The 22,563-nt window shown below is 62.4% G+C and carries 17 protein-coding genes and 1 tRNA gene; 9 read left to right on the forward strand and 9 right to left on the reverse strand.

All coding sequences use genetic code 11. The features are described 5' to 3' along the window. The first annotated feature begins 21 nt into the window (after positions 1-21). Both B7449_RS02855 and B7449_RS02860 read left to right on the forward strand, forming a co-directional pair. Positions 22-771, forward strand: a complete 750-nt coding sequence (locus B7449_RS02855) for a glycosyltransferase family 2 protein (protein WP_039733343.1) — start codon at positions 22-24, stop codon at positions 769-771. 13 nt (positions 772-784) lie between these two features. Beyond that, the gene (locus B7449_RS02860; RefSeq protein WP_039733342.1) at positions 785-2,452 is read left to right on the forward strand and encodes an ArnT family glycosyltransferase; all 1,668 of its coding nucleotides are present in this window, start codon (positions 785-787) and stop codon (positions 2,450-2,452) included. Positions 2,453-2,925: 473 nt separating this feature from the next. Here B7449_RS02860 and B7449_RS02865 read toward each other — a convergent pair whose 3' ends face one another. From B7449_RS02865 to gmk, 7 genes are all read right to left on the reverse strand, one after another. Continuing rightward, positions 2,926-3,162, reverse strand: a complete 237-nt coding sequence (locus B7449_RS02865) for a DUF3297 family protein (protein ID WP_039733341.1) — start codon at positions 3,160-3,162, stop codon at positions 2,926-2,928. 58 nt (positions 3,163-3,220) lie between these two features. Further along, the gene (locus tag B7449_RS02870; protein ID WP_039733339.1) at positions 3,221-3,847 is read right to left on the reverse strand and encodes an IMPACT family protein; all 627 of its coding nucleotides are present in this window, start codon (positions 3,845-3,847) and stop codon (positions 3,221-3,223) included. Then, positions 3,844-5,250, reverse strand: a complete 1,407-nt coding sequence (gene radA, locus B7449_RS02875; RefSeq protein ID WP_039733338.1) for a DNA repair protein RadA — start codon at positions 5,248-5,250, stop codon at positions 3,844-3,846. Before radA ends, B7449_RS02870 begins: the two co-directional genes overlap by 4 nt. Before the next feature lie 161 nt (positions 5,251-5,411). Next, positions 5,412-6,209, reverse strand: coding sequence for an ABC transporter ATP-binding protein (locus B7449_RS02880; protein WP_039733337.1), 798 nt, complete (start codon positions 6,207-6,209; stop codon positions 5,412-5,414). Further along, the gene (locus tag B7449_RS02885; protein ID WP_010513695.1) at positions 6,206-6,991 is read right to left on the reverse strand and encodes an MlaE family ABC transporter permease; all 786 of its coding nucleotides are present in this window, start codon (positions 6,989-6,991) and stop codon (positions 6,206-6,208) included. The genes B7449_RS02880 and B7449_RS02885 overlap by 4 nt, the downstream gene beginning before the upstream one ends. A gap of 124 nt (positions 6,992-7,115) precedes the next feature. Continuing rightward, on the reverse strand, positions 7,116-8,354 hold the full coding sequence (locus B7449_RS02890; RefSeq protein WP_039733336.1) for a multidrug effflux MFS transporter: 1,239 nt from the start codon (positions 8,352-8,354) through the stop codon (positions 7,116-7,118). Between the two features lie 143 nt (positions 8,355-8,497). Then, entirely contained in the window at positions 8,498-9,160 is a 663-nt protein-coding gene (gene gmk, locus B7449_RS02895) for a guanylate kinase (protein WP_039733335.1), read from the reverse strand. Positions 9,161-9,250: 90 nt separating this feature from the next. Between gmk and B7449_RS02900 the strand changes: the two genes are divergently transcribed. The 4 genes from B7449_RS02900 (at position 9,251) to B7449_RS02915 (ending at position 14,996) form a co-directional block, all read left to right on the forward strand. Beyond that, the gene (locus B7449_RS02900; protein WP_039733334.1) at positions 9,251-10,084 is read left to right on the forward strand and encodes an SDR family NAD(P)-dependent oxidoreductase; all 834 of its coding nucleotides are present in this window, start codon (positions 9,251-9,253) and stop codon (positions 10,082-10,084) included. A gap of 63 nt (positions 10,085-10,147) precedes the next feature. Beyond that, on the forward strand, positions 10,148-13,441 hold the full coding sequence (locus B7449_RS02905) for an efflux RND transporter permease subunit (RefSeq protein ID WP_039733333.1): 3,294 nt from the start codon (positions 10,148-10,150) through the stop codon (positions 13,439-13,441). A 70-nt stretch (positions 13,442-13,511) separates the two neighbouring features. Next, positions 13,512-13,588 (forward strand) — tRNA-Arg (locus B7449_RS02910). 193 nt (positions 13,589-13,781) lie between these two features. Beyond that, positions 13,782-14,996, forward strand: a complete 1,215-nt coding sequence (locus B7449_RS02915) for a cytochrome b (protein ID WP_039733330.1) — start codon at positions 13,782-13,784, stop codon at positions 14,994-14,996. Positions 14,997-15,099: 103 nt separating this feature from the next. Here the strand turns inward: B7449_RS02915 and B7449_RS02920 are convergent, their stop codons facing one another. Further along, positions 15,100-15,615 (reverse strand): DUF2721 domain-containing protein, encoded by a 516-nt coding sequence (locus B7449_RS02920; RefSeq protein ID WP_039733329.1) that lies wholly within the window; start codon positions 15,613-15,615, stop codon positions 15,100-15,102. A gap of 93 nt (positions 15,616-15,708) precedes the next feature. Here B7449_RS02920 and B7449_RS02925 point away from each other — a divergent pair, with 93 nt between their 5' ends. The 3 genes from B7449_RS02925 (at position 15,709) to B7449_RS02935 (ending at position 19,433) form a co-directional block, all read left to right on the forward strand. Continuing rightward, positions 15,709-15,981 carry a hypothetical protein gene (locus B7449_RS02925; protein ID WP_039733328.1) on the forward strand — a complete coding sequence of 91 codons (273 nt, stop codon included), beginning with the start codon at positions 15,709-15,711 and terminating at the stop codon, positions 15,979-15,981. A gap of 486 nt (positions 15,982-16,467) precedes the next feature. Continuing rightward, positions 16,468-18,198, forward strand: a complete 1,731-nt coding sequence (locus B7449_RS02930) for a hypothetical protein (protein WP_039733327.1) — start codon at positions 16,468-16,470, stop codon at positions 18,196-18,198. Positions 18,199-18,344: 146 nt separating this feature from the next. Continuing rightward, positions 18,345-19,433 (forward strand): oxidoreductase, encoded by a 1,089-nt coding sequence (locus B7449_RS02935; RefSeq protein WP_039733326.1) that lies wholly within the window; start codon positions 18,345-18,347, stop codon positions 19,431-19,433. 399 nt (positions 19,434-19,832) lie between these two features. On the opposite strand, the gene B7449_RS02945 is transcribed toward B7449_RS02935, so the two are convergent. After that, the gene (locus B7449_RS02945; protein ID WP_039733325.1) at positions 19,833-22,427 is read right to left on the reverse strand and encodes an MMPL family transporter; all 2,595 of its coding nucleotides are present in this window, start codon (positions 22,425-22,427) and stop codon (positions 19,833-19,835) included. Between the last annotated feature and the right edge of the window lie 136 nt (positions 22,428-22,563).

The following is a 22,563-nucleotide window of genomic DNA, read 5'->3' on the forward strand; positions in this document are numbered from 1 at the left end:
TCACCGTTGGTGACAACCGGCATGACAGGGGATGGGGCGGAAGACCGCCCCGTTGTCTCCATTATCGCGGCTGTGCTGAACGAGGGACCGAATATCCGTCCCCTGTGTCAGGAAATCGCCGCTGTCCTTGGTCAGTTGCCCCGTGCCGAAGTCATCTTTGTCGATGACGGCAGCACGGATGACACCGTGGCGGAACTTGAAGCCGTAAGGCGCGACGGTATCCTGCCCGACCTGCGTATCCTTGGCCATGATACGGTTTACGGGAAGTCTGCTGGCCTGCGTACCGGCGTTGAGGCCGCACGGGGTGAGTGGGTTATCCTGCTGGATGGCGATGGGCAGGACAATCCTGCCGATTTCATACCCATGCTGGACATGTGCCGCACGGCAAAGGGGCGTGCCCCACTGGTCGTGGGTGTGCGGACCAAGCGGCGTGACACCATGTCACGCAGGCTGGCATCGCGTTTTGCAAATGCCCTGCGCAGCCGTCTGCTAAATGATGGCTGTCCCGATACGGGGGCATCGCTGAAAGCGTTCCGGCGCGAGGATTTCCTTGCACTGCCGCAGTTTGAAGGGCTGCACCGTTTCCTGCCCTCCCTTATGGGCAGACGGGGGGTGCCGCTGGCCTGTTATTCGGTTCATCACCGGAACCGGCTGTATGGAACGTCCAAATATACCAACCTTAATCGGGCTATTGTCGGCATCCGGGACATACTGGGTGTCATGTGGCTGAACAACCGCGCCAGGATACCGAAACGCGTTACTGAACGCTGAAGGGACCGTGCCCATGACGCGCCTGACATTGCGCCACTATATCCTTGTGGCGCTGTCCGTGTTTGTCCTGTTCCTGCCGGGGCGTGCATCGCTTCCTCCGCTCGATCGTGATGAGCCGCGTTATATGGAAGCCACGGCCCAGATGCTGCACAGCGGCAATTATGTCGATGTCCGGTTTCTGGATCAGCCCCGCTATCTCCAGCCTGCCGGCATATACTGGCTTGAAGCCACTGCCGTGCGCCTGACGGGCATGGAGGGCAGGCATGTGGTCTGGCCCTACCGGATTCCCTCCCTTCTGGCGGTAACTGGTTCCGCCGTGCTGACGGCGTGGATCGGGGCTGCCCTGTTCGGGCCGATGTGCGGCCTGCTGGCTGCGGGTCTGCTGGCTGTCTCGGTGCTGGTGACGGCCGAAGGGCGCATGGCCACCATTGATACGACCCTGCTGCTGTTTGTGCTGCTGGCACAATGCGGTTTGCTGCGGGCGTATCTGGATCGCGAACGTGACCTTGCCACGCCGCTGGCTGCGGCCCTGCTGTACTGGATCGCGCTGGGCTGCGGGTTGATGCTGAAGGGGCCAGTCATCCTGATCCCCGGATTTGGCACGCCTCTTGCACTGGCATTGGTGGAACGGCGCATTGACTGGTGGAAACGGCTGCGTCCGGCATGGGGCTGGCTGGTCATGCTGGCCATCGTGCTGCCGTGGTGCATCGCCATCGGGGTAATCAGCCACGGGGACTTCTTTTCACGGGCGGTCGGGCGCAATTTCCTCGGTAAGGTCGCCAGTGGACAGGAAACGCATGGCCTGCCGCCGGGCTATCATCTGGTGGCGTTCGCCATTGCGTTCTGGCCGGGGTCGGTTTTTGCCGCCATGGGCCTGCCTTTTGTATGGGAACGCCGGTTTCAGCCGCATGTGCGCTACCTGCTGTGCTGGATCGTGCCGCACTGGCTGGTGTTCGAGGCCATTGCGACCAAGCTGCCGCATTACGTGCTGCCAACCTATCCGGCCATTGCCATTCTGACTGCGGCGGCGATTGTATCCTTCCCCACCGATTGGGAATGGCCACGGGCAATCTGGGCGCGCAGCCTGCTTGCGGCCTATGGGCTGATCTGGTTCACGGTTGGGTCGGTTCTGGCGTTTGCGGGACCGGTGCTGCTGTGGCGCATGGAAGGCATGATGTCGCCTGCCGCCATGCTGGTACCTGCGGGCGTGCTACCGCTGCTGGCCCTATCCGGTTACCTGATCCTGCACCGGCAGGCGTTGCACGCGGCCATGGCGGCGATAGCTGCGGCCGTCATCATCCATGTCGGTCTGTTTACAACCGTCATTCCCCGGTTGCAGACCATATGGCTCAGCCCCCGCCTTGCGGCGATGGTCGATGCGCATCGGCCCTGTGCCCGGACCATTGTGGCTTCGACCTCGGATTCGGAACCCAGCCTTGTCTTCCTGCTGGGGCAGGATACGCGGCTGGTCAATGCCACGGCTGCGGCGGACTTCCTGCAGCAGAACCAGAAATGCGGCATGGCGCTGGTGGGGGCACAGGATCTGGCGGCATTTAGTGCCCGTGTTATGGAAAATGGTCTGGATGTGCATGAACTGGGGCAGCAGGCGGGACTGAATTATTCAACCGGCAAGCATCTGGAAATCGGATTATATGCTGTCGTTCCGCCGGCAGCGCCGTAAGTACTGTTTCGGAACGATCCGGTGATAAAAGTTTCTGGGTGCCTCCTTTTTCAAAAAGGCGGCATTCCCTGAAGCTTTTGGGGCCTGCTGGGAATAAAAGTGTCTTGATGCGATTCAAAGCCTGTATGGATCGCTTTGTGCTGACGGACGCCCAATGGGCGAAGATGATCCCCCGATGTTCTGGCAAGAAGACGGATCGGGGTTGCGCCTCTTCCCTAACCAGCGGATTTCGGGACGTTTTTTGCAGACAGGGCATTCGATGTCCACCGGATCGTGGACACCACACGCGCGCAAGGCGCCTGCGTGGTCATTCCCCAGCGCAGGAACCGCATCCCATGCGGAGCGACAGGACAGACAGATCCTTTGCAGCCATGATTCATCTCACAGCCGCAATCATCAGTTCACGATAATTCCCGACAGCCCCTGAAAAAAGGCGGCACCCAGAAATTTTTATCCTTTTATCGGTTGCCGGGTCAGGACTTGAACCAGACCTCGACCGGGCCCTTGACCTTCATGGCCATCGGGTTGCCGAAACGGTCGGTGCCACGACCCACGGCCAGACGCACCCAGCCCTCGCTTATGCAGTATTCCTCGACATTGTTTTTCTCGATGCCCTTGAAACGCACGCCAATGCCGCGATCAAGCAGGGCCTCGTTGTAAAAGGGGCTGGCGGGATTGACGGACAGACGGTCCGGCGGGGTATTGGTCATATCTGGTCTTTTTCCGTATGGTGAAGGTGAAACGCTGTCTGACATAGCGGCAATGCCGTTAGTCTCCAACACCCTGCATGCCGTCTTCCTCCACCGCGCGGATCAATGCCTGCCCACGGGTAATGTCGGTTATGCGGGTGCGGACCTCCGCCTCCCTTGCCGCGGGCAGGGTGATCTGCATGCCAACGCCCTGCGCGCCGAAATCCTCGCCCACGATCTGGCAGTCCATGCTTTCCAGTCGGGCGCGCAACAGGGCATGGTCGGAAAAACCGCAGCCAAACGTCAGGGACACCATGTCCACGATCGGGATGCGTTCCGCCGTGCGCAGGCATTCCGCAGCTGTCCCGCCATAGGCCCGCACCAGACCACCCGCGCCCAGCTTGGTGCCGCCAAACCACCGCGTGACCACGACCACAGTGCGGTCAAAGCCCTGTCCCTCGATCACCTGCAGGATGGGGCGGCCCGCCGTGCCGCCGGGTTCGCCCGCGTCATCGCTGCGATAGGTCTGGCCGATCAGGTAGGCCCAGCAGTTGTGGGTGGCGTCGGGATCGCTGACGGATGCAATGAATTCCATGGCATCCGCAGGGGTGGAGGCGGGGGCCGCCTGCGCCAGGAAGATGCTTTTCTTCACCTCCCGCTCCAGCATGACGGGTTCGCGCAGCATGAAGCGTTCGGGAGTACTCACCCCGCCGCCTCCTCCATGGCTCCCGTAAACAGGCTGACCAGATCGCCCAGATGGCCGATTTCCTGTATGCCCAGCCCGTCCGGGGCCGTGGGCTTGCGGTTGCCGCGTGCGATACGGCGCGGCAGGAAGGCCTGCTCGAATCCCAGCTTGTGGGCTTCCTTCAGGCGTGTATCGGGCTGCGAGACCTGACGGATCTCGCCCGACAGGCCGACCTCGCCAAAATAGACCGAGCCCGCGCTGGTGGGCTGCCCGGTCGCGGCGGAAACAAGGGCGGCAGCCACCGCCATGTCGGCTGCCGGTTCACCCACCCGCAGGCCGCCTGCGATATTGAGGTGGACATCCATGGTGTTGAGCTTGATGCCGCACCGCGCTTCCAGCACGGCCAGCAGCATGTTCAGCCGCCCCGTATCCCATCCCACGACCGCGCGCCGCGCGCCGCCATCCCCTGCCTTGGGAGACAGCAGGGCCTGCACCTCCAGCAGGACGGGGCGTGTGCCCTCCATGCCCGCGAACACGGCGGACCCCGCGATATGCCCACGCCGTTCAGCCAGAAACAGGGCGGAGGGATTGGGTACTTCTTCCAGTCCCTGATCGGTCATGGCGAACACGCCGATTTCGTCAGTCGCGCCAAAACGGTTCTTGGCCGCGCGCAGGATACGGAACTGGTGCCCACGGTCGCCTTCAAAATACATGACCGCATCGACCATGTGTTCCAGCACGCGGGGACCGGCCAGCGCCCCTTCCTTTGTCACGTGCCCCACCAGAATCAGGCTGAAGCCACGCTGCTTGGCCAGGCGGATCAGTTCAAACGCGCAGGCGCGGACCTGGCTTACGGTACCCGGCGCGCTTTCCACCGTTTCCATCCACATGGTCTGGATGGAATCGATCACGACCAGCGCCAGATCCTTTTCCGCATCCAGCGTTGCGGCGATATCAGCCACATTGATGGCGGCGGCCAGTTCCAGCGTCGGCGCTTCCAGCCCCAGCCTGCGCGCGCGCAGGCGGATCTGGTCCACCGCTTCCTCGCCCGATATGTACATGACCTTGCGCCCTGCACGGGCCAGGGCGCATGCGCCCTGCAGCAGCAGCGTCGACTTGCCGATACCCGGGTCACCACCCACCAGCACGACGGATGCCGGAACCAGCCCACCGCCCAGCACGCGGTCCAGTTCCCCGATACGGGTTTCAATGCGCGGCGGCGGCGGCGTGTCGCCCGCAAGGCCGACAAGGTTGATGCGGCTGCCGGCGCGCCTGCGGGCATTGGTGCCGCCGGTTGCGGTGGGTTCGACCGTTTCCTCGACTATGCTGTTCCATGCGCCGCAGGCATCGCACCGGCCCGACCACTTGGAAAAGACCGCCCCGCAGGACTGGCAGACAAAACGGTTAGCGGGCCGACGCGCCATGATGGCTCCTTGGACAAGAACAGATCGTGTATATCATATATGGAACGACCGGCCGCAAAAGTCAGAGGGCGCATGAAAAGCCCCTGGCCAAACGGGACAAAAGTTTTTGGTGACGCTTTTTTCAAAAAGGCGGCGCCAGAAAAATTCTGTTTCCCTATCAATCAGTTCCGCACATCAACCTTGATCGGCCCTTCGCGGCGACCGTGGGTAAACTGGTCCACCACCGGATTGCCACTGTCGAACAGCCTTGACGGCAGCCCCTGCCAGATCAGCCTACCCTCATACAGCATGCCGACCCGGTCCCCGATCCGCTGGGCGGAGGCCATGTCATGCGTAATGGCGATGGCGGTCGATCCCAGCCTGCGCACGCAGTCGGCAATCAGCCCGTCAATCACGGCCCCCATGATAGGGTCCAGCCCGGTTGTCGGTTCATCGAAGAACAGGATTTCAGGACGTGCCGCAATCGCACGCGCCAGCCCCACGCGTTTCTGCATGCCCCCTGACAGTTCGGATGGCGACAGCGCGCCCACGGCAGGGTCCATGCCCACCTGTTCCAGCAGGGCGCCCGCGCGTTCGCGGGCCTGTGCGCGGGTAATGCGCGGCCCATGACCCGCGCGTGCCGCAGCAATCAGGCCGAATGTCACGTTTTCCCACACGCTCAGGCTGTCAAACAGCGCGCCATTCTGGAACAGCATGCCGATCCGGGCCATGTAGGGTTCACGCTGGCGGGGCGAAAGCGTCGTGACATCCACGCCGTCAATCTCGATGGAACCCGCATCGGGCGTAATCAGCCCCAGTATGCAGCGCAGCAGCACCGACTTGCCCGTGCCCGACCCGCCGATGACCACGAACGACGTGCCGCCCATGACATCAAGGTCCACCCCATCCAGCACCACCTTGGGGCCAAACGCCTTTTTCAGGCCGCGGATGCGGATCTTGGGTGTCTGTGTGTCGGTCATTGGGAAAAGAACACGTCTGTCAGGAGGTAGTCGAATGTCAGCAGCAGGATCGAGGCCGCGACCACGGCCGCCGTCGTCGCCGCCCCCACGCCTTCGGCCCCGCCCCGGCTGTGATAGCCGTGATAGCAGCCCATAAGCGCGATCAGGAACCCGAAGATGGCTGCCTTTACCAGCCCCACCGTCACGTCCATGACCTTGAGCGAGGCAATCGTGGCCGTGATATAGGCGGACGCCGAGAAATCCAGCTTCATCACGCACACGGTAAACCCGCCCAGCACGCCCAGTATGTCGGCCACCAGCACAAGGAACGGCAGCGCCAGCGTGCCCGCCACCAGCCGTGGCGTGACAAGGTACTTGATGGGATTGGTGGACAGGGTGGTCAGCGCGTCGATCTGGTCGGTCACGCGCATGGTGCCGATTTCAGCCGACATGGCGGCTCCGACCCGGCCCGCCACCATCAACCCCGCCAGCACTGGCCCCAGTTCACGCGTAACCGCAAGAATGACAATGCCCGCAATGGCGTTCTGGGCATGGTACTGGGCAAAACCGGTATAGGACTGGAGTGCGATCACCCCACCCGAAAACAGCGCCGTCAGTGCAACAACCGGCAGCGAGAAATAGCCGATTTCAACCAGCGTGCCCCACAGCGTGCGCCAGTAAAAGGGGGGACGGACCACATGCGACAGGGCAACGGCGGCAAACAGCGCCACCCGCCCCGCCATGCGGACGATATCCAGAACGGCCCTGCCCAATCCGGCAATAAAATCGAGTACGCCGTTCACGACGCCTCCCGCGCATGAGGGTGATCGCCAGACCGGACGACAGGTTCAGCAGACATATCCCTGCCGTAGCGCGGCAGGCCACCCACGTCAAAGCGAAAGCGCATGATGGACCACGCCCACGGGCCTACGGCACGCCGGAACCTCCCGCGCGCCGGTTGCACGCATGCCGCCACATGTTGCACGCCACCATGCAGCCCACACCCGCCATGACCACCACCGCCAGCGGCGCAGGCGTGCGGAAGGCGACATGACCCAGAATGAAGCCACTGGCCGCCGCAAGGGAAAACTGGATGGTGCCCATCAGTGCCGAGGCGCTCCCCGCCTGGTGACCATGGTGGGTCAACGCCAGCACAGTGGCATTCGGCCCGATAAACCCGAGGCAGCCGGTAATGCTGCTGATCAGCACACAGACCAGCGCCGGATGGGCAGGTCCCGCAACGCCCGCAAGCGACAGCACCAGGCACATGGTTGCCGCCAGCAGGCAGCATGCAATGCCACCATCAAGCAGCCGCGACAGGTCGATCCGGTGCACAAGGCTGCCGTTCGTCTGCGCGCAGGCAATGAATATTCCCGCATTCAGCCCGAAAAACACCCCGAACTGCGTGGGCGTGAACCCCAGCAGATGTTCGAACACCATGGGCGCGGAGGTGATGTAGGCAAACATGACGAACGAGGAAAAACTGTTGATCAGCGCGCTGGACATGAACACCGGTTCACGCACCAGCCCGCCGTAACGGGCGATCGTGCCGGTCAGGGAAAAGGCGATGCGCCTGTCCACAGGCATGGTGTCGGGCATGGTGGCCAGCACCGTGCCCAGTCCCGCCGCGCCATAGATGACCGCAATAATGAAAATCCACCGCCAGTGCCCCATCATCAGCACCAGGCTGCCCAGCGACGGCGCAAGGATGGGCATGACCCCGAACACCAGCATGAGCTGTGACATCATGCGCGCGCCGACGGCCCCTGTCGCCACGTCGCGCACGATGGCGCGTGGCAGGACCGCGCATGCCGCCCCGCCCAGCGCCGAGACAAACCGGCACAGGCAGAACAAATCGAAGCTGGCGGCCATGGCGCACCCGACCGATCCCACCGTAAACAGCACCAGACCGCCCAGCAGCGGCAGCCTGCGGCCCAGCCGGTCGGAAATGGGGCCAAGACTGAACTGCCCCACCGCCAGCCCCGCGAACCACGCCGCCAGCGTGACCTGACTGGCGCCCGCATGGCCACCGGCCAGTTCCGCATCCATGATGGGAAAGGCGGGCAGGTACATATCGGTCGCCAGCGGGCCGATGGCCGTCAGCAGCCCCAGCAGGGCAATCATCCAGAACGGCATGGCAGGGGCGGAAAGGCTACGCGGAGGCATGGGAATCCGAAGGACAGGGGGATCAGGACGGCGGCGGACGCCGCGCTATCGGCATATCCACGAATTCCCGGCACCTTGTCCATGATCCATGGTGCATGAAACACATGCGCGTCCGGGCGGGCCGTGTGGCCCGCCTGTGCAGGTCAGATACCGAAGCTGGCCACCAGGTCCGCCAGCCCCACCTGCCGGTGGCGTTCCAGCCTGGCCGCCACCAGCACGGCGCGGGCTTCCGCGATGGCCGTGTCGAGGTCGGAATTGATGATGACGTGGTCGAATTCATTCCAGTGCGAGATCTCGTCCCGCGCGGCCTGCATGCGGCGCGCGATTTCATCCACCTCGTCCGATGCGCGGCCATGCAGGCGGCGTTCGAGTTCCTCGATCGAAGGCGGCAGCACGAACAGGCTGATCACATCCCCCGGCAGGGCGGCGCGGATCTGGCGGTGCCCCTGCCAGTCGATGTCGAACACCATGTCGCGCCCCTCCGACAGGGCCTGTTCCACCGGGGCGCGGGGGGTGCCGTATCCCCGGCCGAACACGGTCGCCCATTCCAGCATCTCGCCCGCGTCCGCCATGCGGGTGAATTCGTCCATGCTGCGGAAATGGTAATGGATACCGTCCGTTTCCCCCGGTCGCGGCTGCCGGGTGGTCACGGACACGGAATGCAGCAGCTGCGGCTCCGACGCCCGTAACGCATTGGCAATGGTTGACTTGCCCGCACCCGATGGCGCTGAAATAACCAGACAGACCCCACGGCGCCGGACCGGGGCCACGGGGGGCGTGCGGGGGGGAATGGGTGCTTGGGTCATGCGGGTCTCCTTGGCGGTGGCGGTTCAAATGCGCGCCGGATGCATAAACGGGGTAGCGCAGTTCTAACAGGGAGTATGTAGTCTGCGAATATGAAACAGGATTCGATACTCATTACCGGCGCGTCCTCGGGGATCGGGCGCGGACTTGCCCTTGCCCTTGCCCGGCCGGGACGCACGCTGCATCTGGGTGGCCGCAATGCCGACGCCCTGCGTGACGTGGCGACACGCTGCATTGCACGTGGCGCCGATGCCCGCGTGCAGGTGCGTGACGTGCGCGACCAGGCCGGCATGGAAAAATGGATCGGGAGCGCGGGCCCGCTGGACCTGGTTTTTGCATGCGCGGGCATTACCGCCTCTACCCGTGGGGGGGATGACGCGCCCCATGAACCCGATGCGCAGGTCCGCCGCATGTTCGCGACCAACGTGGATGGCGTGCTGAACACGGTGCTGCCCGCGCTGCATGTCATGCGCGCGCAGCCACGCGGAAGCGATGGGGTGCGCGGACGTATCTGCGCCATGTCATCGGTGGCGGGGCTTGTCTCCTTCCCCGGCACGCCATCCTACTGCGCGTCCAAGGCGGCGGTGGACCGCTTCATGGTGGCGACAGGGGCCAACATGAAGCGGGCGGGCATTGTCATGTCCAGCGTGTGCTGCGGCTTTGTCGCCACCCCCATGACGGCGCAGAACGATTTCCACATGCCCGGCCTGACCCAGACGGGGGACGCCGTGCGCACCATCCTGTCCGGCGTTGCACGCGGCAGGCGGCGCATCTCGTTCCCGTGGTGGCTGACGGCGGGATCGCGGTTCATGGACCTGCTGCCGGTCAAAATCGCCGAATACTATTATTACCGCCAGCCCGCAGGGCAGGCAGGCACCATGGCGGAAACCGGGCTGGCGGCGGACCATGCCACGCCATCCACCTGACCATGCCGACCTGAATTCCGTCTGAATCAAGGATAACATGACCCGAACATCCGGAAACAGGCCGTGAACCTGTGCCGTATTTTCATCCTGCGCCCGGTTGCAACCACCCTGCTGGCAGCGGCCATCGTCCTTTCGGGGCTTTTTGCCTACCGGATACTGCCGGTGGGCGACCTGCCGGATATCGCGGTACCCGTCATTTACGTCGTGGCCAATCAGCCCGGGGCATCACCCCAGCAGATGGCCAGTTCCGTCACTACCCCGCTGGAACGCAGGCTGGGGCAGATCGCGGGCATAAGCGAGATTGAATCCGATTCCAGTCAGGATAGCGCCTTTATCCTGCTGACCTTCAATGATTCGACCAATATAGATTCCGCCGCCAACGATGTGGAAGCAGCCCTGCGCGCGGCCCGCGCCGACATGCCCGCGACGCTGGAATCACAGCCGGAATACTGGAAGGCCAACCCGTCGGAAAACCCGATCATGATCCTGGCCCTGACATCGGAAACGCAGCCGATGTCGGAGCTGTATGATATTGCCAAGACACGCCTGCAGCCCCTGCTGTCACAGGTACAGGGCGTTGGCTGGGTCGAGTTGATGGGCAGTTCCCCACCTGCGGTCAGGGTGGAAATCAATCCGTGGCCCCTGTTCAAATACGGGCTGGGGTTCGAGGACATCCGTTCGGCCCTGGCGTCGGCCAACGCCAATACCCCCAAGGGCGTGATCGAGAACGACACCACGCGCTACACCCTCGCCACCAATGACCAGGCGCGGACGGCAGCACAGTACCGCGACCTTGTCATCGGCTACCGCGACAACCGCCCCGTGCGGCTGCAGGATGTGGCCTACGTGCATAACGGGGTGGAAAACGAACGCAAGGTCGGCTTCCTGAACGGGCACAGGGCCGCCATGGCCATTATCCTGCCGCGTGCGGGCGCCAATGTCATTCGCGTCACCGATGAAATCAAGGCCCGCCTTCCCGCCCTGCGCGCGGCCCTGCCGGGTGGGGTGACGCTGACCCCGGCCATGGACCGTTCCATCACCATCCGCGCGTCACTGGCCGATACGCAGTGGACGCTGCTGGCGTCGGTGGTGCTGGTGGTGGGTGTGGTGCTGGTGTTCCTGCGCACGCCGCGTTCCACCCTGATTCCCGCCATTACGGTGCCTATTTCGCTGGCGGGGACGGTGGCGGTCATGTCGCTGTTCCATTTCTCGCTTGATATCCTGTCCCTTATGGCGCTGACCATCGCGACCGGCTTCGTGGTGGATGACGCCATCGTGGTGCTGGAAAACATCGCCCGCCACATGGAGGCGGGCATGGGACGGATGCAGGCCGCCCTTCAGGGATCGCGTGAGATCGGGTTCACCGTCATGTCGATCACCATATCGCTGGTGGCGGTGTTCCTGCCGCTGCTGCTGCTGGGGGGGACGCCGGGGAAGGTCTTTTTCGAATTTTCCATGACGCTGGCCATTACCGTCACCGTTTCGCTGGTGCTTGCCCTCAGCCTGACGCCGATGATGTGCAGCCTTCTGCTGGAAGTCAGCCACGACACGCCCCTGCCCGCGGGTGCTGCGTGGTGGCGGCGCTGGCCGCGCGCGGTGGGCGACTGGCTGGAAGCGGGCTACCTGCACCTGCTGCGGTTTTATGAACGCACGCTGGATGTGGCGCTGCGCCACCATGTGCTGACCGCCGTGAGCCTGCCGCTGAGCCTGGCGGTCATGGTCGGGGTGATCGTGCTCATGCCCAAGGGAATATTGCCCAAGGAAGACGTGGCCATGGTCATGAGCTTCTTCCGTGCCGACCAGACCACGTCATTTCCCGCCATGACGGACAAGATCCGCGCCATAAGTGACGCCCTGACCGCCGACAGGGATGCGCAGGAAGTCATCGCCTTTTCAGGCGACACCAATATCGAAGGGCAGGCCTTTGCCCAGATGGTGGACCGTACGAAGCGCGATGACGGCCCCGATGAAATGATCGAACGCATCCACAAGCGGCTGGCCAATATCCCGGGGCTCGATGTCTCCCTGTTTTCGGCAGGGGACATAAGCGGCGGCGGCGGGCGGCAGAAGGAAGGGGCGTACCGCTACCTGCTGACCAGCGATGACGCGGACGCCCTGTATACATGGGTGCCCGCGCTGACCGCGGCCCTGCGCACGGCGCCTGCCCTGCGGGATGTCACGACGGACATCATGAACAATGGCGCGGCCATCCATGCTGACATCATCCGCGACCTTGCCGCGCGGTACCTGATCACGCCACAACTGGTCAGCAACACGCTGTATGACGCATTTGGCCAGCGCATCGCGTCCAACATCTCCACCTCGCTTGCGACCTACCATGTGGTGATGGAGGTGGCGGACCAGTACCGCACGTCCCCCGACATCCTGCAGTCATTCCGTATTTCCACCGCTGGCGGCAGTCCCGGCGGCGGCACGGTGTCCAATACGGTCCGCGCCCGCATGGCGACCACCACGCAGGCCAGCACCAGCACGCAGTTGAGCCAGCAGTCCTTCCGCAACGAAATCGCCAACAGGCTGGCGGGCGGGGCGGGCGCGTCAAACGGGTCGGCCGTATCATCCAGCACCGAAACCATGCTGCCCCTTTCCAACGTGGCGCGGCTTGAACACCATCCCACCGCCATTACCGTATCGCACAAGGGCGGGTCCGTATCCGCCGCCATTTCCTTCAACCTCGCCCCCGGCATGGCATTGAGCGACGCCACCGCCACCATTGCCGACACCATGGTCCGGATGCATGTGCCGCCTTCCATCCATGGCGGGTTTACCGGGCAGGCGGCGCAGTTCCAGTCCGCCATCATCAACGAGGTGCTGATCTTCATCGCCGCCCTTGTGACAATCTATGTGACGCTGGGCATCCTGTATGAAAGCTACATTCACCCGCTGACCATCATGTCCACCCTGCCGTCAGCCGGGGTGGGGGCGGTGCTGGCGCTGTGGGTGCTGGGGCAGGAGTTTTCCCTGATCACCATGATCGGAATGATCCTGCTGGTGGGGATCGTCAAGAAAAACGCCATCCTGATCGTGGATTTCGCGCTGCATGCGGAACGCGACCGCGGGCTGTCCCCGCAGCAGGCCATACGGGACGCCTGCATCCAGCGTTTCCGCCCGATCCTCATGACCACGCTGGCGGCAGCGCTGGGCGCCGTGCCACTGATTACAAATGGCGGCTACGGAGTGGAAATGCGTCGCCCGCTGGGCATTACGGTGGTGGGGGGACTGATGATGAGCCAGCTGCTGACGCTGTACACCACGCCGGTCATTTACCTGTACATGGAACACATCCGCACATGGACCCGGCGCACCGCCGCCCGGCTGCTTTTGCGCAGGGTGGGATAAAAAAATCTTTCGATAATTGAAAAAGGGGGTTGCGGGGTGCGGCAGGGTCAGTTAAAAGCCGCCTCACAGCGCACCCGTAGCTCAACTGGATAGAGCACCAGACTACGAATCTGGGGGTTAGAGGTTCGAGTCCTTTCGGGTGCGCCACTTTCCTTGAAAATCAGTTGGTCCTGTTATGGCGCGGCCTGTTCGGTCCGTGCCTGTCCGCATGTCCTGCCGCGTGGCTGCAGGACTGTGCCGCCATGAAATCATGCCCGGTTCAAAAGATGAGGTGCCTGCCGCCCCTGTGGCTGCTACACCGTTCCCTGATTTTTCCATTCGCTGAATTCAGGAATCAAGAATGAGCGGGCCCAGCCTCCCCGAAAACATTCCCCCCCACGCGCCATCAGCAGGCCCTGGCGGCATTGGGGGCTGGATTGACCGCAGGCTTCCGGTCATCAGCGGCTTTCGGCAGGAATATATTGATTTCCGCATGCCGAAAAACCTGAATGCCCTGTGGAATTTCGGGGCGATCCTGACCACCGTTCTGGTGCTGATGCTGGCGACGGGCATTTTCCTGGCCATGAACTATACCCCGACCTCCGCCGGGGCGTTCATGTCGGTGGAAATGATCGAACGTCAGCTTCCGGGTGGGTGGATGCTGCGCGCGATGCACATGACGGGGGCCAGCCTGTTCATGGCCGCCCTGTATATCCACCTGTTCCGTGGGCTGTATTACGGGTCATACAAGCAGCCGCGCGAAATCCTGTGGCTGAGCGGGCTGGGCCTGCTGCTTATGGTCATGGTCACGGCATTCGCGGGGTATGTGCTGCCATGGGGGCAGATGTCGTACTGGGGGGCGGATGTCGCGGGCAAGGCGGTTGGCGCCGTGCCGGTCATTGGCGGCACGCTGGAACACATCATGGAAGGCAGCGACCATCTGGGGGATATTTTCATCCACCGCTTTTTCGTGCTGCATTTCCTCATGGCGTTCGCCATTGTGGCTGTCGTGGCCATTCATGTGGTGGCGCTGCATGTCAGCGGGCCGAACAACCCCGATGGCAGGCCGGTGCCCGAACGCCAGACCGTGCCCTTCCATCCCTATTACACCACCAAGGATCTGACGGGTCTCGTGCTGTTCGCGCTGGTTTTCGTGGCGCTGGCCTTCCTGTGGCCGGACCTGCTGTCGGAGCCGGAAAATTATCGTCCCGCCAACCCCATGCACACGCCTGCCGATATTGAACCGGAATGGTATTTCCTGCCGTTCTACGGCCTGCTGCAATCCGTGCCGTCCAAGTTTGGTGGCCTGCTGGCGGCGGCGGGATCGATCCTGGTCCTGTTCGCGGTGCCCTGGCTGGACCGTTCGCCCATCCGTTCGGCACGTTTCCGCCCGGCCTGCCGGATCGGCATGGCGGGACTGGTCATATCGTTCGTGCTGATGGGACTGGTGGGCCGGCATCATGCCGAAGGGGGCTGGATGATCGCAGGCCGGGTCGCGGCACTATATTATTTCGGCTATTTCCTTGTGCTGCTGCCGCTATGCGCGCGGCGCGAAGGGCAGCAGACCGAAGGCTGAACAACCAAAGGTGGTTCTGGTGATGCTTTTTTCAAAAAAGCGGTGCTCGGAAACGTATGCTATTTACCGATAAATGACTTTAGAACAGCATCCGGACATCGCGTCAGTCCACGATGTTGTTCAGCATGTCCTTCTTGTGCGGCAGGAAGGTCGTGACCCGCAGGCCATGCCACGCGACAAGGCTGTCCCCAAGGAACATGGCCAGCGCAATAACGGTGCACACCAGCGCATTGCCGAACATGAGTACCAGCCACCACGCAATGGCCGAATCCCGAACGCTGCCCATGAACAGGGCAAAGGCCGAACCACAGGCTGACGCCCCACCCACCCCCGCGAACAGGATGGAGGCATCCAGCAGCAGGGTGCGGTAATGCAGATGCGTCAACCGGCGTAACAGCAGCCCCGCACTTTCGCTGCCCTTGTCATCCGCATTTTCCAGCTTGTCACGTACTGTCTCGATATGATCACTGACACGGGCCAGTCGCGTGTTGAACATGTTCAGCAGCGTCCCGATACCCGACAGCATGAAAACAGGTGTCAGGGCGGTCTGGATCAGATGGGCCACGCCATCGACGGATGCATCGGGAACAAGGCCGGGAAAGGCAGACACGGCAGGCATATCCTTGGTTACGCGCAAAGCCTGCGTTTTTTGGGGTTATCCCCGCCTGCGTCAAGGGGTACAGCCCATCTTATCCACAGTTAGGGAAATCCCATGTCACATAATTACGCCACACCGCTGACACCGGAAAAACGGCTGGCACGGGTACTGACGCGCATACCGGCGGACTGGACGGTGAACATTGACCGCCAGCCGTCATCAACGGGAACGGGACAGTGGCGCGCACGCCTGACCATGCCCGGACACGAAGTGCAGGACTGGACCTCCTCCCATGAAACAATGGTCGATGCGCTGGAAGCCGCATGGCGACAGGCCCGCACGGTCGTGAATGCGGCGATGGGCAAACGGGATACAGTCAATAATTAACCAATAGAATACAAACACAGCTTCGTGATTTGATATTCTGTATTTCTGACTACCCGTAACGAACTTGTGTATTTTTTTACTGGCCACAGGGCAGAAAAGCATGCGCACACGATTGTTTGATGCATCGTGACGAATGTTACGAAACCACGTCGTTATTCCGTTTTCCTGTCCTTTCGTACTGCGATATCGTACGCTTTCGGTCAGAAAACGCACATGTGTTCCCGACTGACCATATTTTGAACATTGTATGAAAAAGAAGGAAGATTGGCTAACGAATCCATCTGGATAGACGCCCTTCCCCTACGCCGCCATCCCGCATGCGGGGAAAAATCCCTATGTTATTACAGGACTGTCATGTCCCCGGACCGGGCCTGCCGGACCAGATGGGGCCCATTGACCCGCAGGGTTTTATACAACAGGAATGCGGACAGGGAGTTTAATACTATGTCGGCAGGAAAATTGGCGCGTATTGGCGCGGTAGTTGTAATGGCAAGCGGAAGCGCATCCCTTGCCTTTCCCGAAGATGCGCGGGCTGACGATTATAGTGAACTCCTCGACATCCTGAAGGCCAAGGGCAGCCTGACACAGGGCGAGTACAGGGGGCTGCTGGCCCATCACATGCAGCATGTGCACGAGGCGGCAGCCGCCTCCAGCCGCGCGCCGCAGTACATGCCCGCACAACGCCACATGGCCGTTCCCACGTCCGCCCACGATCAGGTGCGCACCGCCATGGGCCACCCGATCCAGCCCCCCGGCCAGATCGGCATTGGTGGTGGTGGCATGGACCCCGACTATGTGCTGGCGCAGGCGCAGCAGGCGGCGGCCAGCGCGCAGGCCAGCGCGGCATCGGCTGAATCCACGTGGCTGGCGGCCCAGCATTCCATGGGTCTTGGCGGCGGCCTGTCATTCGTGCGCATGGAGAAATATGAGGCTGGCAAGGGCCTGACCTTCAAGGCAGGCCCGATCGACATCAACCTGTCGGGCTTCATCAACGGGTTCTATACCTATAACAGCCCGGCCGGCGGCATGCCGGTCGCAGGCGGCGTCTCGACCGGGTCGAGCGGGTTCGATTCCTCGGCGCTGCGTAACGGCCTGCTGCCTGCGGGCCTGATCCTGAAGCTCAAGACCACGCAGAACGGCATCGACCTTGCCGCCGTCATGGGCATGTATCCCGGCATCGACAATGCCAAGAACGGCGCCATGAATGCCAATACCGGCGGCAGCCCGGTGGGCCTTGGCACCGCCGGCATCGATTTTCGTCAGGTGTACGTGACGGCGGGCAACAAGAAATGGGGCACGTTCAAGATCGGTCGTGACCTTGGCATCTTTGGCGGTGACGCGATCCTTGATGATGCGACCCTGCTGAGTGTCGGCTCCACCGGCAGCAACTCGGCTCCGGGTAATACGTCGCTTGGCCGTATTGGCGTCGGTTATGTGTATGCCGACTGGATCCCGCAGATTTCGTATCAGTCGCCCACCATTAAGGGATTCCAGGGCACGATCGGCATCCTGCAGCCGCTGGATGAGTTTGATTTCTCGGGTGATGACGCCAACGGCAATGCCTATTCGGCAGGCTCCACCCAGCACAGTTCGCCCATGATCCAGGGCAAGGTAACCTATGACTTCAAGATCGGTGGACTGAGTGCCCGCATCTGGGCCAGCTTCCTGACGCAGCATCAGCAAGACCTGACGGTCAGCAAGACGACAACGGTTTCCACCCAACTGCTTGAGGAAAATGGTGGCATTTATAACATGACCACCAGCAGTACCGCGGATGTTTCCGTCATTCCGGGTCAGAAACACGGCGTCACGGCGGAAGCAGGCGAAATCGGTACGAAGCTGACCTATGGTCCGGCGCAGTTCGTGGGCTACTACTACCGTGGCAGCGGCCTGGGCACGACCGGCCTGTTCTTTGACGGCGTGGCCAGCAACGGGCGCAAGCGTGCATCGGAAGGCTATTATGTCCAGATGATGTATAACTTCACCAAGAAGTTCAAACTGGTCGGAAGCTATGGTGTCAGTAACCTGTATCAGGCCCCCGGCGAGAACGATCCCGATCTGGTCCGTCGCAACGAATCCGAAGTGGGCGCCGCCTATTACAAGATGACCGACTGGCTGAACCTTGTGGCGGAATATGCCCATACCAGTTCGGCAGCCCACGGCCCGTACAAAGAAAGCGACAACAGTGCATCGGGCGGTATGATCCTGCTGTTCTGATACCGGTGGGGACCACGTGATACCCCCCCCGCCTTTTGAAAAAGGGGGTGCCCGGAAACTTTTATTATTCCGCTTCCCGCCCCGATTGCCGGGATACCGCACGTGCCTGATACTGGCCCCTGCACACACCGGCGAAAGGGAAGCGGATGTCCACATCACCACACTGGCCATTGCGGGTAGGTCTCGTCGGCTACGGTTTTGCCGGCCGCACCTTTCACGCCCCCCTGATCGCCGCGATACCGGGGCTCAGGCTTGTCGCCATCAGTTCGGGACAACCAGAGGCGGTCCTGCGCGACTGGCCGGAGGTCACGGTCACGGCGACCCCCGATGCCCTGTTTGCCCTGCCCGATCTGGACATGGTGGTGATCGCCACCCCGAATACCACCCATGCCGACCTTGCCATCGCAGCATTACGCGCCGGACTGCATGTGGTGGTGGACAAGCCGTTCACCATTACACTGGCGCAGGCGCGTATGGTGGCGCAGGTTGCGCGTGAACAGGGGCGGTTCCTGTCCGTTTTCCAGAACCGGCGATGGGACAGCGATTTTCTGGGCATCCACACCCTGATCTCAAACGGACAGGTCGGGCAGGTGACCGAACTGGAATCGCGCATGGACCGTTTCCGTCCGCAGGTGCGTGAACGCTGGCGCGAAACGGATGAAGCCGGATGCGGCCTGTGGTTCGACCTTGGCCCGCATATGGCTGATCAGGCCCTGCAACTGTTCGGCCTGCCGGATCATGTACAGGCCAGTCTGGCCCATCAGCGCGATGATGCGCGCGGCGATGACTGGGCATATGTGCTGCTGACATATGGGGAAAGGCGGGTCAGCCTGCATTGCAGCCTGCTCTCGGCATGGAGCGGCCCACGCTTTGTCGTGCATGGTACACGCGGCACGGTGCTCAAACGCAAGACCGATCAGCAGGAAAACCAGCTTCGCTCCGGCATGTGCCCCGGGGATCAGGGCTGGGGGGAAGACCCTGATGACCTGCTTGTGTTCGACGGCAGCGAAACGCCGCGCGCATTTCCCACCCCGCCGGGCGATTACCGGATCTATTACGCCATGCTGCGCGATGCGATCATGGGGCGGGGATATAACCCCGTGCCCCCCATACAGGCTGTGGCCCTGATGGCGGTGCTGGAAACCTGCGTGGATTCCAGCCAGCGCCGGATGGCGCTTCCCCTGCCCCTGACGGAACAGGAACAAGACGACTGGCACCAGTCATGTCAGAACTGATTCGGTAAATATCCATGAAATAAAAAAGAAGTTTCTGGTGCAGCTTTTTTCAGGGCCTGTTGGGAATGATCGTGAACTGATGATTGCGGCTGTGAGATGGATCATGGCAGCAAAGGATATGTCTGTCCTGTCGCTCCGCATGGCGATGCGCCTGAACTCCTTGACCTTGCAGAAGACGGTCTCGATGAGATGGCGCGCTTTGAACAGGGCTTCATCGAACGGGCGTCCGTCAATATCAAGCGATCCATATCGACTTCGAACCACATCTGGGTCCTTTAGAAAACTCAATCCCCAACAGGCTCTGGAAGCGTTTTGAAAAAAGCTTCGCCAAAGACTTTTCCATGAAAAAGGCCGCATCCTTTCGGGTGCGGCCTTTTGCGTATCCCCGTAGCGGCGGGATCATTCCTCGTCGATCGGGCGCTTGGGGAGAAGGGCTGGCACGAAGACCAGCGTCGCCACCAGCGTGCAGGCCAGTGACAGCAGCAGCAGCCGGCCCATGCTGGCCGTGCCCGGATGGTGGGACGCCGCAAGTGACCCGAAGGCCGTGCCCGTTGTCAGCGCGGAAAACAGCACCGCGCGCGCCGTCGGGCTGGACAGGGGCAGCTTGATCCCCGCCCGCCAGTTCATGACGAAATAGATGTTGAACGACACGCCAACCCCCAGCAGCAGAGGAAGCGCGATGATGTTGGCGAAGTTCAGCTGCTCCGGCACTACAATGATCAGGATGACCGTCATCAACGCCGACAGCAGCAGCGGCGCCAGCACCAGCGCCGTATCCAGCAGCTTGCGCAGGGCCACCGCCAGGATGATGGCGATCATCACGATGGCGGCGGCCGCTGCCGTGACAAAAGCATGCACCATGGTCGCCGCACTCTGCACGATGTCGATGGCGGACCCCGCCGCCATGGGAGCGACCTTCTGGATTTCCCCCACATAGGTGTGCAGCGCCCGGTTGCCTTTCATGTCCTTTGTCGGGTGGACCTCGACCAGTGCACGTCCGTCGGGCAGCAGGTAGTCGTGCGCCAGCTGCGCGGGCACGTCGGAAATCGCAACCGGTTTCACCTGCAGCATGTCGCGCAGCATGTTCAGCTGCATGGGCAGGAAGCGCACCAGTGCCTCGTTCGTGGCCAGCACACGCTGGTCATCCGCCTGCGACAGGTGGGCCAGCGCCGACTGGATGCGGCGCAGCGGATCATCGGCGGGCAGCTTGTCCATCACGCCGCCAAGTGCCGCCGCCGTCTTTGCCGCCGCCGTGCGCAGGGCGTCCGCATCCGGCGCGGGTGCCGGGTTGGACACCAGCAGCGTCGGCAGCATGATGTTCGCGGCATCCTGGATCAGGGGCAGCTTGTCCTTCTGGTCCGCAGGCACCAGCGACCCCAGCCACAATGCATCATGCACCATAGGCAGGCCCGAGAGTTTGTCGGACATGGTGGCGGCCTGATCCAGGTTCGGCATCAGCACATCCACCGTATAGGGGGAATACTGCGGCTCCGACATCAGCATGCCCAGCGTGACCATTCCCTCCGATTTGGGATTCTTGGTATGCAGCGGGTCCGCGTCAAAGGTCAGGCGGGGAATAAGGGCCACGCCCACCAGCGCGATCACCACGAAAACCCCAAGGATCGGCTTGCGATGATGGCGGATCGCCACGTCAACCGGGCGGGCGAAGGCAAACCCGATCTTGCCGTGCCCGGACGTGGGCCGGAACAGCCGCAGCAGGGCGGGCAGCAGTGTCAGCGTGCAGATGAAGGCGAACAGCATGCCGAACCCGGCAATCAGCCCAAGCTGGGCCACGCCGACAAAGGCAGTCGGGGTAAAGGCAAGGAACCCTGCCGAGGTCGCCATGGCGGCGACAAGGATCTGATGCCCGGTTTCATTGCCGGTCTGTTCAAGTGCGTCCAGCAGCCCCGGTGAGGAGCCGTCCGGCAGGGCCTGCGCGCGGAACCGGACCGAGAACTGGATGGCGAAGTCCACCGCGATGCCCACGAACAGAATGGCGAACGCGACCGAAATCAGGTTCAGCTTGCCCACCACGATTGCCGCAAAACCGGTGGTCAGCAGCAGGCCGGAGACCAGCGTGATGATGATGGGAATGATGATGCGCCACGTATGCACCGCCAGGATCAGCCACAGCGAAACCAGCACCAGAGATCCCAGCAGGCCAGCCACCATGCCTTCGGCCACGGTGGCGAATTCCTCATCCGCAATCTGGGTATCACCGGTAATGTGGACATGCGCCCGGCCACTCTGGACAAATGGCAGGCTGCTGGCGGCGTTGCGGATGGCGTCCGACGCGGCTCCGCCGGGCTGGAAGGAATCATAATCCAGCTTGGGCTGTGTCACGACAAACTGGTACTTGCCGCCAAGGTCCGCCAGGTCGCCCGCCAGCAGGCGTTCCCACGACAGGGGTTCGGGCGTGCCCGAGACCGAGTGCTGCAGCGTCGTGGCGAACCCGTCCAGCGCGGCATGGAAGGGACCCAGGTCGGCCTGTCCCTGACTTATGCCCAGCGCGATCAGGTTCAGTGCGTTGAACAGCCCGCGTCCTGACGGGTCGGCGGCCAGTTCACTCAGGAACGGCTGCGCGGTGATGGTGGTGTTCAGCACCCGCTCCAGCGCCTTGGGGTCAAGGAACATGAGGCCGTTGCGCACCAGGTAGGGGTCGGTCTGGGGGGTGGTGACGTAATTGAAATGGGCGTGGTCGTCACGCAGCTTCGCCGCCAGCGCCAGCGCGGTCTGCTGCGCCTCTTCCGGCAGGGCCGCGTCAATCACGGCGACAAGCTGGTCCTGTTTCTGGGGAAACAGCCGCCCCATCTCATCCGACCGCTTTTTCCAGTCCAGTGAGGCCGAGAACATCGTTCCCGTATCCGTGGTCACGCCCAGCAGCGCGTAACTGGCATAGGTTGCGCCTATGATCAGGAACGCAAAGACCAGCACCACCGCAATGGCACGACGGGAACAGAAAGCGACAAGGCGCCCAAGCGGTACCGATAGCATGACGAGTATTCAGCCCTTCAGAAACCTACGTCGTGCCGCATGAGGCGCGGCAGTCGGTGAAGAGGCCCGGTTTGGCCCATGATGTGGTCCCGATGCAAGGTGGTTCTTTGTCACACGACGTGACCGCGCATGGCGC

This window comes from Komagataeibacter intermedius TF2 (genome assembly GCF_000964425.1).
Classification (GTDB): Bacteria; Pseudomonadota; Alphaproteobacteria; order Acetobacterales; family Acetobacteraceae; genus Komagataeibacter; species Komagataeibacter intermedius.